The 12,294-nt window shown below is 72.2% G+C and carries 8 protein-coding genes and 1 pseudogene; 4 read left to right on the plus strand and 5 right to left on the minus strand.

All coding sequences use genetic code 11. The annotated features are described in order from the left end of the window. Window positions 1–352: 352 nt before the first annotated feature. Window positions 353–2,734 (minus strand): annotated as a pseudogene (locus tag ACZ68L_RS36415) (FtsK/SpoIIIE domain-containing protein); the annotation flags it as partial. A gap of 243 nt (window positions 2,735–2,977) precedes the next feature. Between ACZ68L_RS36415 and ACZ68L_RS36420 the strand changes: the two are divergent. Beyond that, window positions 2,978–3,934: a hypothetical protein gene (locus ACZ68L_RS36420; protein ID WP_469586145.1), complete on the plus strand. Its 957-nt coding sequence runs from the start codon at window positions 2,978–2,980 to the stop codon at window positions 3,932–3,934. Between the two features lie 3 nt (window positions 3,935–3,937). Here the strand turns inward: ACZ68L_RS36420 and ACZ68L_RS36425 are convergent, their stop codons facing one another. The 4 genes from ACZ68L_RS36425 to ACZ68L_RS36440 form a co-directional block, all read right to left on the minus strand. Next, window positions 3,938–4,522, minus strand: coding sequence for a sigma-70 family RNA polymerase sigma factor (locus ACZ68L_RS36425; protein ID WP_469586148.1), 585 nt, complete (start codon window positions 4,520–4,522; stop codon window positions 3,938–3,940). Between the two features lie 144 nt (window positions 4,523–4,666). After that, on the minus strand, window positions 4,667–5,572 hold the full coding sequence (locus tag ACZ68L_RS36430) for a LamG domain-containing protein (RefSeq protein WP_469586151.1): 906 nt from the start codon (window positions 5,570–5,572) through the stop codon (window positions 4,667–4,669). Between the two features lie 471 nt (window positions 5,573–6,043). Further along, entirely contained in the window at window positions 6,044–6,577 is a 534-nt protein-coding gene (locus ACZ68L_RS36435) for a hypothetical protein (RefSeq protein ID WP_469586153.1), read from the minus strand. A gap of 220 nt (window positions 6,578–6,797) precedes the next feature. Further along, on the minus strand, window positions 6,798–7,967 hold the full coding sequence (locus ACZ68L_RS36440) for a pyridoxal phosphate-dependent aminotransferase (RefSeq protein WP_469586156.1): 1,170 nt from the start codon (window positions 7,965–7,967) through the stop codon (window positions 6,798–6,800). A gap of 891 nt (window positions 7,968–8,858) precedes the next feature. Between ACZ68L_RS36440 and ACZ68L_RS36445 the strand changes: the two genes are divergently transcribed. From ACZ68L_RS36445 to ACZ68L_RS36455, 3 genes are all read left to right on the plus strand, one after another. After that, window positions 8,859–9,380, plus strand: a complete 522-nt coding sequence (locus tag ACZ68L_RS36445) for a DUF2617 family protein (RefSeq protein WP_469586159.1) — start codon at window positions 8,859–8,861, stop codon at window positions 9,378–9,380. A gap of 85 nt (window positions 9,381–9,465) precedes the next feature. Next, complete coding sequence (locus ACZ68L_RS36450) at window positions 9,466–11,064, plus strand: polyamine aminopropyltransferase (RefSeq protein WP_469586161.1); 1,599 nt, start codon at window positions 9,466–9,468, stop codon at window positions 11,062–11,064. A gap of 183 nt (window positions 11,065–11,247) precedes the next feature. After that, window positions 11,248–12,282, plus strand: coding sequence for an SRPBCC domain-containing protein (locus tag ACZ68L_RS36455; protein ID WP_469586165.1), 1,035 nt, complete (start codon window positions 11,248–11,250; stop codon window positions 12,280–12,282). The last annotated feature ends 12 nt before the right edge of the window (window positions 12,283–12,294 follow it).

The raw sequence follows: 12,294 nt of genomic DNA on the forward strand, positions 1-12,294 counted from the left end.
CCGCGACGAGCCCGGTGAGGTCGGTCTCCACCTCGGCGGGTACGGCCGCGCCGCGGGGCCGCGGCGGGAGCGGCTCGCCGAGCCGCTCCCAGCCGACCGTCACCGCCCAGGGGGTCGGCAACGAGGTCGCCGCGGCACCGGGCCGACGGCCGCCGACCCGTCCGGACTGGAACGGCACGAGGGAGTTCTGGCCCAGGCGCACATAGGCGCGACCGGGGGTTCCCTGCGAGATCCCGGCGGCCTCGGCGGAGTTGAGGACGTCCTGGCTCTCGCCGGCGTCCGTCACCCGGAGCGCGATGCGCAGGTTGGTGTTGGCGCGGATCTCCGAGGAGACGACGCCGCTGGGGCGCTGCGTCGCCAGGATCAGGTGGATGCCGAGGCTGCGGCCCCGCTGGGCGATGTTGACCAGACCCTTCACGAAGTCCGGCAGGTCGCGCACCATCGAGGCGAACTCGTCGATGACGATGAGCAGCCGGGGCATCGGCTCGTGGCCCGCCGGGTCGCGCTCCAGCAACTCGACGTAGTCCTCGATGTCCTTGGCGCCGGCCGCGGCGAGGATGTGCTCACGCCGGGTGAGTTCCGCCGTCAGCGACACCAGGGCCCGCTCGACGAGGTGGGCGTCGAGGTCGGTGACCATGCCGACGGTGTGCGGCAGGTCGACGCAGTCCTTGAACGCGGAGCCGCCCTTGTAGTCGACCAGGACGAACGTCATCGCGTCCGGACGGTTCGCCACCGCGAGCGAGGCGACCAGCGTCTGGAGCAGTTCGGACTTGCCGGAGCCGGTGGTGCCGGCGACCAGCCCGTGCGGGCCGTCGCGCCGCAGGTCCAGGTAGAACGGGCCGTCCAGGGAGACGCCGACGGCCGCCCGGGTCGAGCGGCCCCCGGCCTTCCAGCGCGCCCGGATGCCGGCGGCCTGTGGCGGGTCGAGGGCGAGGACGTCGAGCAGCCGCGCGGAGCCGGGAAGCACCGCGGCCTCCTCGTCGGCCCCGCCCGGGTCGCGCAGCGGGCCCATCGCGCGGGCCAGCGAACGGCACCAGTCCAGGGACACCGCGTCGGGCCGGATGCCCCCGACGGTGCCCCTCCCGGAGCGTCCCACCCGTACGGTTCCGCCGGGCTCCTCGGCGACGACGGCGTGGCACTCCTCGGGCAGCAGCCGCTCCTCGGCGTCCAGGCAGACCGCGCGGACGCCGACGGCCGGTCCGTCGCGCAGGATCTGCGCCACGCCGGGCAGCGAACGCAGCCTGCGGGCTCCGTCGAGGATGACGAGCACGTCGGGCCCGGCGGGCCGGTTCCGCCGGTCCGCCCGTCCGGCGCGCTCGACGATCAGCGCGGTGAGTTCGGCGACCCGCCGGGCGCAGGTCTCCGTGCCGTAGCCGATGCTGGCCGGGGTGTCGCCGGACTTCTTGCGCACATGCGGCAGCCAGCGCAGCCAGGACCAGCCGTCCCGGCCTCGTTCGCCGGTCGTCAGCAGATGGATCTGGAGGTCACGGGGGCTGTGCAGGACGGCGGCCTGGGCGACCGCCCAGCGCGCCACGGCGCGCGCGGTCGGGCCTTCGCCGGCGATGCCCAGGACGTCGTGCTCCCGCAGCGGAACGGTCACCGGGACGTCGTACGCGGTCCGCGGGTCCTCGCGGCGGTGTTCGTCCTTCGTCGGGTCCTGGAGCACCACGTCGGAGGCCAGATCGGCGGTTCCGATGCGCAGTTCGAGGAAGTCGGCGTCGGAGGTACGGCGTTCCCACAGGCGGCGCCGGGGGCCGACGGCGGTCAGGACGACCTCCGCCGGGTCCGGGAAACCGCGGCGCCGGGCGGTGCGTTCGTCCGCCAGGGCCTTCGCCGCGTCGCCCTCGATCCGTGCCTTCTTCTCCTCGTAGGCGGCGACACTGCCGGAGTGGGTCTGGCGCCCGGTGCGCCGGCTCATCAGATAGTTGCCGAGGATCGCGACCGGGGAGAGCAGCCCGAACAGCAGCATCGACATACGGTCGAAGATCAGCGCCCCGGCCCCCGCCATCACCAGCGGGGCCGCCGCGGTGATCCACGGGAGCGGCCGGGGGGCGGGCGGGGCGGGCGGGGAGGGCAGGGTGAAGCGGGTGGCGTTCTCGGCCGGCCGCAGCCGCGGCGGCCGGTTGTAGTCCCAGCCGGTGCCGTCCTCCGACGGCTGCACGGCCGCGTCCGGCTTCTGCGGGAGGGCGAGTTCGAGCAGGCTGTCTCCGACGAGGAGCTGCGCGCCGGCCGGCCAGGCGGTTGCCTCGGCGAGATCCTCGCGGTCCAGTTGCAGGGTGCCGCCGTCCTTCGCGGAGGCGTCGGGCGTGATACGGCAGCGTCCTCCGGGGCCCACCGCCAGGACGGCGAACGGACGGTCCGGTACGGCGCGCAGCACCTGGGCGGTCCCGTCGTGGGCCAGCCCGATCCGGTACTCGCCCATGTCGAGCCGGTGCACGGCGCCCGCGCCGGTCCCGCCGACCGCACGGACCTCCACCAGCCCGACCGGTTCGGCCGACACGGTGCCCGCCGGGCGGCCCAGGCCCACGATGGCCGCGTGGTGCAGTGGCGCGTCCCGCAGCCGCATATCGGTGGGCAGCAGCCGGTCGCCGGCGTACAGGCCGAGGCCCTCCGGGGGCCAGTGGACGCCTCCCGCCCCGGCCAGCGCCTCCGCGACAGCGCGCGCGGGCGTGTCGGGGTCGGCGTCGAGGTGGACGTCGAACGCGTCACCGCCCTCCTCGACCACGGTCAACATCAACGACACGAGAACGTCCTCCAGCCGGCGTGAATGGGGGGCCTCGGCAGCCGCACTCGGCGGCTCCCGTGCCACTGACGTGACCTACGGAGCCCGTCCGCGGATGGTTCAACCGGCGCACCGGTGAACCATCCGCCGACGGGCTCCGTAGTGGCCATCGGGTGCACGGCGCAGCGACTGTGCCGCCCACGTTCTCGACCGTCCCGGCTCCGCCGCCGGGGCGTCCCGACAAGGAGTCAGAAGATGATCTGGTACGTCCTGGCCGTGGTGCTGGGGCTGGCGCTGATCGGGGCGGTGGCCGCGCTGATCGTCACCGAGCGACGTCGGCCCCGCCGGCCCCGCCCGCCGAAGCCCGTCGCCGCCTCGGCGGCCGTCGTGGGCCGGGAGTCGCTGGACGTGGTCAACGCGGGCTTGCGCCGGCTGACGGGCGAGTGCCTGCGCTCCGGCCGGTCGCTGCCCGACCTGTACGCCGTCGTCTACTCCGAGAAGCGGCTCGCACTGCTGCTGGCCGGGGCCGAGGAGACGGCCCCTGCGCCCTGGACCGTCGAGGCGGACGGCGAACGCTGGACGATCTCGCCCGACGATCTGCACCGCCCCGGCCCGGAGGGCGAACCGGCGCTGCCGTACGCGCTGACGGTGACGGTGGGCGTGGATGGACCCGACCGCGTGCTGGTCGACCTCTCCCGGGCGTCGGGGCCCGTCTCGGTGACGGGTCCGGACAAGGAGGTGCGCAGCCTGGTGCGGGCCGTCGTCACCGAGGCGCTCGCCGGCCCTGTGGGGGCGCTCGCCGAGGTCACCCTGGTGGGATCCCTGGCCGACGGCCGACTCCTTTCCGGCGACGAGCCGCGGACCTCGCGTCTGCACAGCGCGGCCAGCCTGGAGGAGGCGTTCGCCACGGTGGCAGCGTCGGCGGGTACGGGAGCGCCGGAGCCCGGCTCGCCCGATGTCACCCAGATCTTCCGGCTGATCGAGGGCAGCAGCCGGATCGCCGTCCAGGGCGAGGCGCCGCATCTGTTCGTCGTGGAAGCCTCGCAGCTCCCGCGGCGGGAGGGGGCACTGGCCGGTCTGCGGCGCGGGGACGCGCTGCTGGTGGTCGGCGAGGCACCCACGGGGTGGCGCTGGAGTGCCGGTGCGGGCGGATCACTCGACACCGGGCCGCTCGGCCTGAAGATCAACCGGCACGCGGGACGTCTGGCATAAGTGTCATCCGGCCTCGCGGTCCAGGCCGCCCGCGTACAGCCCGCGGCTGTTCAGCGCCTCGCGCAGGGCGCGGGCGGCGTAGAACGTCCGGGACTTGACGGTGCCCGGCGGCACGCCGAGGACCTCGGCCGTCTGGTTGACGCTGCGTCCCAGGTAGTGCACGTGCAGCAGGACCTCACGCTGTGCCGGCCGCAGGTCCCGCAACGCGTCGATGAGTACCTCGGAGGTGAGCAGGTGGTCCACGCCGTCGGAGATCGGCAGGTGGGCCAGTTCGGGGTCACCGGTCTCCAGTGGTCTGGCCTGGCGGGCCCGGTGGCCGTCGATGACGAGATTGCGCAGCACGGTGAACAGCCAGGGCCGCACCGAATCCGCGGTCGGGTCGAGTTCCCCGGCGTGCCGCCAGGCGCGTATCGCGACTTCCTGGAGGACGTCCTCGGCGCGGTGCCAGTCGCCTTCCAGCCGCCGTGCGGCGAACTGCAGCAAGGCGCTGCCGTGGAAGTGGTAGAGCGCTCTGAGGAACTCGTCGGGGCTGGGTTCCGTGGTGCGGGGGAAGGGTGTTCGGTCTTCGGTCGAAGCGCTGGCCGACAAGGGCCTTTTCCTCTCCGGTCGTCTGTGGGGAAGGCGGGTTCGGCCGGCTGCGGGACAACCGGCAGGCGCCGCCGCGAGCCGCCGTGCGCCTGTGCGGCGCCCGTCAGCCTGCGGCGGCGGTGAACTTGCCCCCGTCAACGCCGGTCAGCCCGGTTCGTGAGAGGAAAGCGAGGCCACCTCACGGGACGTCAACTCCCGGTTATAGAGATGCACGTCGGCGATGTCACCGTTCCAGTAGTCGGCCGCCTTCCCATCGAACTTGGCGCGTCCGATCACCACAGTGCCAGTGGGCTTCACGCCGTTGGAGGCCACCCTGGTTCCCGCGAGCCGACCGTCCACGTAGAGCTGCATCCGGTGGTCCTTCTGACTGTACGTGCCGGTCAGGTGGTACCAGCGGCCGGGCTGCGGCTTCTCGGGCGTCTCCGCGACCGTACGGTTACCGAAGAAACTGAATGCGAAGTTCCCGTCCTGGTCGGAGTGCTGGAGGAAGAACGTGCTGACCCCGTCGCCGTCCTGGGACACAGCGGTGCGCATGCCGGTCATGCCCTGGGGGGTGAGGCGCACCCGCGCGGCGACCGAGTAGTCCTTGCCCATGGTGTCGAGCCGGGTGTTGGAGTCCGCGTATCCGCTGGTGCCGTCCAGATGCAAGGCGCCGCCCTCGGGGCCGTCGGTCCACTGCGTGCCGCCGCTGACCACGGCGTCCTGCTCGCCGGCCTTCGCGGTGCCGGACCGGTGCAGGGGCCACCAGCCGAGGCCCTGCAGCGACTCGGCGTCGCCAACCGATTTCGGTGCGGGCGGGTTGGGTGCGGGCGGGTTGGGTGCGGGCGGGTTGGGCGTGGCCGGTTTCGACGCGGATGGTTTCGGCGTGGCCGGTTTCGACGCGGATGGTTTCGGCGTGGCCGGTTTCGACGCGGATGGGCTCGACGCGGCCGGTTTCGCCTCGGTCTGTTCCTTCCCGGAGTCCTGGCCGCGCAGCAGTTGGACGACGACGAAGGCCAGCGCGACGGTCAATGCGGTGATCGTGGTGATAAGCGCCCATCTGCGCGTCATGAATGTCCTCAGGAGGTGCGGCATAAATGTGTCACTGGTGATCACGAGTCGGATCCGGAAGTGGTTCGGTGTGCCGTTAAGTTGTGACAGGTCTGTGAGACAGCGGACCTGTTGGCCCCTGGATGTGCGCCCGTGCGCCGGGAGGTGCGGCGACGCCTTGTCCGGGGGCAGTGGAACATGGGGAGTTCTGAAGTTCCGGCGACGTGGGCGCATCGTCCGCCAACCGTTCCCGAGTGTTCACGACGCGGTGGCCGGCGTCCGCGTCCTTCCCCGGCCGGGAGCGCGGCCCGCAAGTCCTGGCCCGGTGAGGTGACCGTGCTGAACTCGTGTGCGGGCCGGATCAGATACGTGCCGGTCCCGGACCTGACGGGCCGGACCTGGCGGCCGGCATGGCGCTTTCCGCCGACGGGGCCCGGCGGGTTCGTCCATGCTTTGTTGTTGCTGAGTGCGGTGTCCGTGTTGCTGGGTTGATCAGTTGGTCTTGGTGTATGTGAGCTTTTCGCCGGTTTCCGGTGTTTCCCGGCTCAGGGTGCCGTTCGGGAGCAAGATCAGTGTGGTGGCTTTCCCTGCGGTGCAGGACGACATGGGTTCGCCGACGGTGACGGTGGAAGGCGCGATCTGGATGGGTCCGTTCGGGGTCGGTTCCGAGGCCAGGCCCGCTTCGAAGACGCAGTGGTAGGAGCCGCCGTTGTCGAGCGGGCCGTCCGCGGTGAGGGTGAGTACGGGCCGGCCGACCGTGCCCTGCTTGATGACGAGTTGCCGGGTGGAGTGGCCTGCGGGGTTGTCGATGGAGCCGGACCAGGTGCCGAGGTAGCCGGCCGGGACGGGGCCGTCGCTGTTCTTCTTCTCGTCGGTCGGGCTCGACGCGGCCGGTTTCGCCTTGCCCGGATTCGCCTCGGCCTGTTCCTTCCCGGAGTCCTGGCCGCGCACCAGTTGGACGACGACGAAGGCCAGCGCGACGGTCAATGCGGCGATCGTGGTGATGAGCAGCCATCTGCGCGTCATGAATGTCCTCAGGAGGTGCGGCATAAGTGTGTCACTGGTGATCACGCGTCGGATCCGGAAGTGGTTCTGTGTACACGTAAGTTGTGACAGGCCTGTGAGACACGGATCTGTCCGCCCCTGGATGCGCTCCCGTGCGTCGGGAGATGCGGCGATGCCTCCGGGGTAGTGGAATGCGGTGAGTTGTGACGTTCCGGCGGCATGGGCGCATTGCCGCGTGGGTTCAGGACGCCAGGCGCCGCAGGCGGCCGACCGCCTCCTGAAGAACGTCGTCGCGCTTGCAGAAGGTGAAGCGGACCTGGCTGCGGCCCGCGTCGGGGGTGTCGTAGAAGACGGAATTGGGGACGGCGACGACGCCGCAGCGTTCGGGGAGGGCGCGGCAGAAGGCGTAGGCGTCCTTCTCGCCGAACGGGGAGATGTCGGTGGTGATGAAGTACGTGCCCTGGGGTTCGTAGACCTCGAACCCGGCCGCGCGCAGCCCGTCGCCGAGCAGGTCGCGCTTGCGTCGCAGGTCGGCGCGGAAGCCGTCGAAGTACGAGTCCGGCAGCCGGAGGGCCTCGGCGATCGCGTACTGGAAGGGGCCCGCGCTGACGTAGGTCAGGTACTGCTTAGCGGTCCGGACGGCGGCGACGAGCGGGGCGTCCGCCGTGACCCAGCCGACCTTCCATCCGGTGTACGAGAAGGTCTTGCCGGCGGACGAGATCGAGACGGTGCGCTCCCGCATGCCGGGCAGGGCCGCGATGGGGCGGTGCGCGCCCTCGTAGACCAGGTGCTCGTACACCTCGTCGGTGACGACGAGCAGGTCGTGTTCGACGGCGAGTGCGGCGATGGCGCTCTGCTCCTCGGCGGTGAGGACCATGCCGGTCGGGTTGTGTGGGGTGTTGAGGAGCAGCAGGCGGGTCCGCGGGGTGATCTTGGACCGCAGCTCGTCCAGGTCCGGGCGGAAGGACGGGGCGCGCAGGGTGAGCGGTACGCGCTTCGCGCCGGCCATGGCGATACAGGCGGCGTAGGAGTCGTAGAAGGGCTCGAAGGCGATCGCCTCGTCGCCAGGCTCCAGGAGCGCCAGCATGGTGGCGGCGATGGCCTCGGTGGCGCCGGCAGTGACCAGGACCTCGGTATCGGGGTCGAAGGGGAGATCGTAGAAGCGCCGCTGGTGCTCGGCGATCGCGCCGCGCAGTTCGGGGACGCCGGGGCCCGGCGGGTACTGGTTGCCGTGTCCGGCGCGCAGGGCCCGGACCGCGGCCTCGCGGATCTCTTCGGGGCCGTCGGTGTCGGGGAAGCCCTGGCCGAGGTTGATGGAGCCGGTCCGTACGGCAAGCGCCGACATCTCCGCGAAGATCGTCGTACCGAACTCGGCGAGGCGGCGGTTGAGCAGCGGTCGTCCCTGTGTCATGGCCGCCATCCTGCGCGGAAGCTCTGGAGTTGCTCAAGTCCGCTTTGGCCGAACGGGGCCGGGGGCATCCCCCACTCACGCGGGAAGCGCGCGGAAGCGGGGGACCTCGCTTCGGGGGAACGGGAGGACGTGAGGTCATGAGGACTTTTGTCGGAATGGTGATCGCGGCGGCTGTGATCGGACTGATCGTCTCGCTCATATCGAGGGCCGGGAACAAGAAGAGGGCGCGCGGACGGAGTGCGCGCCGGGGTGCGAGCGGCGGCAGCGCCGCGGGTGGCAGCTGGTGGGCCGGCGGCGGTGACGGCGGCGGTGGCTCGTCCTGCGGAAGCGTCGACGGTAGCTCGGGCGGTCATTCCGGAGGGCACTCCGGCGGTAGCTCGGGCGGTCATTCCGGAGGGCACTCCGGCGGTAGCTCGGGCGGTCACTCCGGAGGCCACTCGTGCGGCGGTCACTCCGGGGGGCACTCGTGCGGCGGCGGACACTCCTCGTGCGGTGGCGGCTCCTCGTGCGGCGGGGGCGGATGCGGCGGAGGCAGCTGACACGGGGCAGCTGATCCGTGACCGGGCAGGGCCACATGCCCGGTGCCGGACCCGAGCGGCCCGGTGCCCGACAGGTGCCCGGCGGGTGAACTCCCGCCGGGTACCTTTTTGTTGGGGCTTTCCGCGAGATCCCGGTGAACAGATGAACCGAGGGGCCCCCGGGGGGATGGAAACCACGTCAAGTTGGGTAAAAACACTGTGGACGCGGCTTACTTCGTGATTCCCTCGGTTGGAGAGAACTTCCAGCCCTAGGACCTGAGTTGGACCTGATCGGGCGCTTCCCACCTCCCACGTGCAGCACGTCGGAGGCGTCCCCTGTCCATGCGTCCACGCTTGTTTGCGGAGCCGACCCATGCTCACGACCCTCCAGACTCCCTATTCCGACACCCGTGCTGCCGACCTGGCCTGGGCGCTGGGGCGCGAACCGCTCCCCGCCCTGGCCGTACTCGACCTCGATCTCGCGGGTGCCCGACTTCAGATGCGCCTGCTCGGCGCCTCCCATCAGGTGCTGCTCGAAGAGGACCGCGGCACCTGTTCCGAAACCGTGGCGTGCATCCCCGGCAGCAGCACACCGCTGCCGCTGGGTGTCGCCAAGCGGCTCGGCCAGTGGGAGTACGAATTCGCGGCGCGCGTCGAGACGCTCTCGGCGGGCTCGTTCGCGGGGCGCGCCCAAGAGCTCCTCGCGCTCGTGACCGACCATCCCCACGGTCTCGCCGGGACGTTCCCCGGCAGCCCGCACGCCTTCACCGCCATGCTCGCCCAGCGGACGGAGGGCCAGGTGCGGTGGCGCACCTGGCATGCGTACCCGCAGGAGGGGCAGTTGGTGGTGACGCGCACCCGGGTGGGCGTACGAATGCCGGCGGCAGCACTCTGACGCGGGCCCAACTCCGTTGTGAGCGAACCACTTGCACCCTTGTGGGTGACAGGCGGCAACCTCTTCGTGACGTAGCGTTCGCCTCATGATCGACCAGCAGGTGTCGCTGCGAGGGGGCGCGGCAAGCCTTCCCGTACGGCCGAGGACCGGTCGGTGTCTCGTGCTGGCCGCTGTCTTCGTCTGTGCCGCCTGCGGTCTGGTGTACGAGCTCGAACTGGTTGCGCTCGCTTCCTACTTGATCGGTGATTCCGTCACCCAGGCGTCCGTCGTGCTCTCCGTGATGGTGTTCGCGATGGGCGTCGGCTCGCTCCTCGCGAAACGTTTACGCAGCCGTGCCGCGGTCGGCTTCGGGCTGATCGAGGCGGTGCTCGCACTCGTCGGCGGCTCCTCGGCGCTCGTGCTGTACGCGACGTTCGCGTGGATCGGGGAGTCGCGGTATGCCCTGGTGGGGTTCTCGCTCGCGATCGGCGTCCTGATCGGAGCGGAGATCCCGCTGCTGATGACGCTGATCCAGCGCGTCGACCGGCAGGACGCGGGCGGGGCCGTCGCGGACCTCTTCGCCGCCGACTACGTGGGTGCGCTGGTCGGCGGACTGGCGTTCCCCTTTCTGCTGCTGCCGATGCTCGGACAGCTCACCGGGGCGCTGTTCACCGGCGCGGTCAACGCGGCGGCGGGCGGGGCGCTGGTGCTGTGGGTGTTCCGCCGGGACCTCACCCCGCGCTCCCGGTGGCTGCTGGTCCTCGTCAACGCGGCCGTGATCGTCGTGCTCGCCGTCGCCACCGCTCTGGTCGACGACTTCGAGCGGGCGGCGCGGCGCGCGGTGTACGGGGACGGGGTGCGGGTCGCGCTGCAGACCGGGGTCCAGGAGGTCGTGCTGACGGGGGCGGGCCGCAGCTCCCTGGATCTGTATCTGGACGGGCGGCTGCGGGTCAGCGGGCGCGACGAGTACCGCTACCACGAGGCGCTGGTGCACCCGGCGATGAACGGGCCGCGCGCCCGCGTCCTGATCCTGGGCGGCGGCGACGGCCTCGCCGCCCGGGAGGTGCTGCGCTATCGGGACGTACGCCGCGTCACCCTCGTCGAGCTGGACCCCGGCGTCACCCGGTTGGCCCGTACCGACAGCGCGCTCTCGGCGCTGAACGCGCAGGCGTTCCGCGATCCCCGGCTGACCGTCGTCAACGCGGACGCCTTCAACTGGCTGCGGGCGACGCACGGCGGCTACGACGTGGTGATCTCCGATCTGCCCGACCCCGGGATCTCCGCCAGCACGAAGCTCTATTCGGCGGAGTTCTACGGCCTGGTCGCCGAGGCCCTCGCCCCGGGCGGCCGCTTGGTCGTGCACGGGGGCCCGCCGGTCACCCGACCGCATACGTACTGGACGGTGGAGGCGTCGATGAGGGCGGCGGGCCTGCGTACCCGCCCGTACCGGATCAGCGGCCGGCTCTCCGACTTCGCGGCCGGCCCCGACCGGGCCACGCACCGGGCGCAGGCCCAGGACGGCTGGGGTTTCGTCCTCGCCGGCACGGCCGGGGCGCCCGCGCTCCGGCTCTCCCCGCAGGCGCCGGAGCTGCGGTCGCTGACGCGGTCCTCGCTGGTGCGCGCGGGCCGGGCCGCGGAGGGCGCCCGGCCATGCGGGCTGCTGCCGTCGACGCTGGTGCATCCGCGGTACTGGGAGGACCGGTGAAACCGTGGCCCGGTGGCACCGCGCAGCCGAACGGCTGACGGGCCCCGGAACCGTCGGCGTGACGCGGAACCGCAGACGTGACGCGGAACGGCTGACGGGCCCCGGAACCGCGACGGGCCCCGGACCCCCGGCTTGACGCGGAACCGCTGACGGGATGGCCGGGGCTGAGTAGGCTCGGTTTCCATGGAGCATGAGGTGTTCGTTCCGGTTCCGGCCCCGTCCCTTCGGCGGACGCTGGGCGATCCCGCCCGCGTCGCGCGCTGCGTACCGGGGCTTCAGCAGGACGCCGACGAGTCCGCGGGCCCGCTGTCCGGCCGGCTCAAGATCCGGGTCGACGGCCACACGATCACGTACCGGGGCGTGCTGCGGCTCACCGCCTCTCCGCAGGACGGTCCGGACGGGGACGGGATCCTGGTGACGGGCGAGGGCATCGAGGCCAGGGGAACCGGCTCGGTGAAGCTGACGCTGACGATCAGCCTGACGGAGAAGGACGGCGGCACGGCGATCGGCTTCGCGGGTACGGCGAGCGGTGACGGCCGCCTCCTGGAGCTGGACCCGGCGGCGGTGCTCGCGGCGGCCCACCGGCTGCTGGACCGCTTCACGCAGCAGCTGGTGACGGAGACGCTGGCGGACGGCACTGCTGCGGGCGAGGCGCTCGGCGAGTCCGAGCGGTCCGTCGGGGAAGCGGTGGAGCAGGCGATCGAGGAGGCGGCCGAGGAGGCCGACGCGACCGGCGCGGCCACCGCCCGGAGCGCCGGGCCGGAGGCCACCGACGACACCGACGACACGGACGACACCGACGACACGGACGACACCGACGACACGGACGACACGGACGACACCGACGACACCGACGACACGGACGACACCCCGCCCACGCACGACGGCGCCGCGGACGGGGCACCCTCCGGCGAGAAGCCTCCGGGCAGGGGCTCCGTCTTCGAGGCCCCCGTGCCCCCGTCGTCGCTCGACCCCATGGCGGACGCGGAGTTCACCGTCCCCGACGGCCCCCCGGCCGAGGCGGCGCACGCCCGGCGCACCATGATCGGCCGCAGCGCCGAGGAGGTCGACCACGCGCCGCCGCGCGGCAGGTACGCGCCGGTTCCGTCACCCGATTCGACCACCGCGGGCGCCACGCTCCGCTGGGTCGCCCCCGCCGCCGCGCTCGCGCTCGCGTCAGCCGTCGTGGTGAGCCGGGCGTTGCGGCGGCGCAGGTAGCGTCGCCAGTAA

It is taken from the genome of Streptomyces sp. NPDC104309, assembly GCF_055584025.1.

What these genes read in the sequence shown, in the direction of transcription:
- ACZ68L_RS36420 (WP_469586145.1), top strand. Translation starts at nt 2,978, where the DNA reads ATGATCTGGTACGTCCTGGCCGTGGTGCTGGGGCTGGCGCTGATCGGG.
- ACZ68L_RS36430 (WP_469586151.1), bottom strand. Translation starts at nt 5,572, where the DNA reads ATGACGCGCAGATGGGCGCTTATCACCACGATCACCGCATTGACCGTC.
- ACZ68L_RS36435 (WP_469586153.1), bottom strand. Translation starts at nt 6,577, where the DNA reads ATGACGCGCAGATGGCTGCTCATCACCACGATCGCCGCATTGACCGTC.
- ACZ68L_RS36440 (WP_469586156.1), bottom strand. Translation starts at nt 7,967, where the DNA reads ATGACACAGGGACGACCGCTGCTCAACCGCCGCCTCGCCGAGTTCGGT.
- ACZ68L_RS36445 (WP_469586159.1), top strand. Translation starts at nt 8,859, where the DNA reads ATGCTCACGACCCTCCAGACTCCCTATTCCGACACCCGTGCTGCCGAC.
- ACZ68L_RS36450 (WP_469586161.1), top strand. Translation starts at nt 9,466, where the DNA reads ATGATCGACCAGCAGGTGTCGCTGCGAGGGGGCGCGGCAAGCCTTCCC.
- ACZ68L_RS36455 (WP_469586165.1), top strand. Translation starts at nt 11,248, where the DNA reads ATGGAGCATGAGGTGTTCGTTCCGGTTCCGGCCCCGTCCCTTCGGCGG.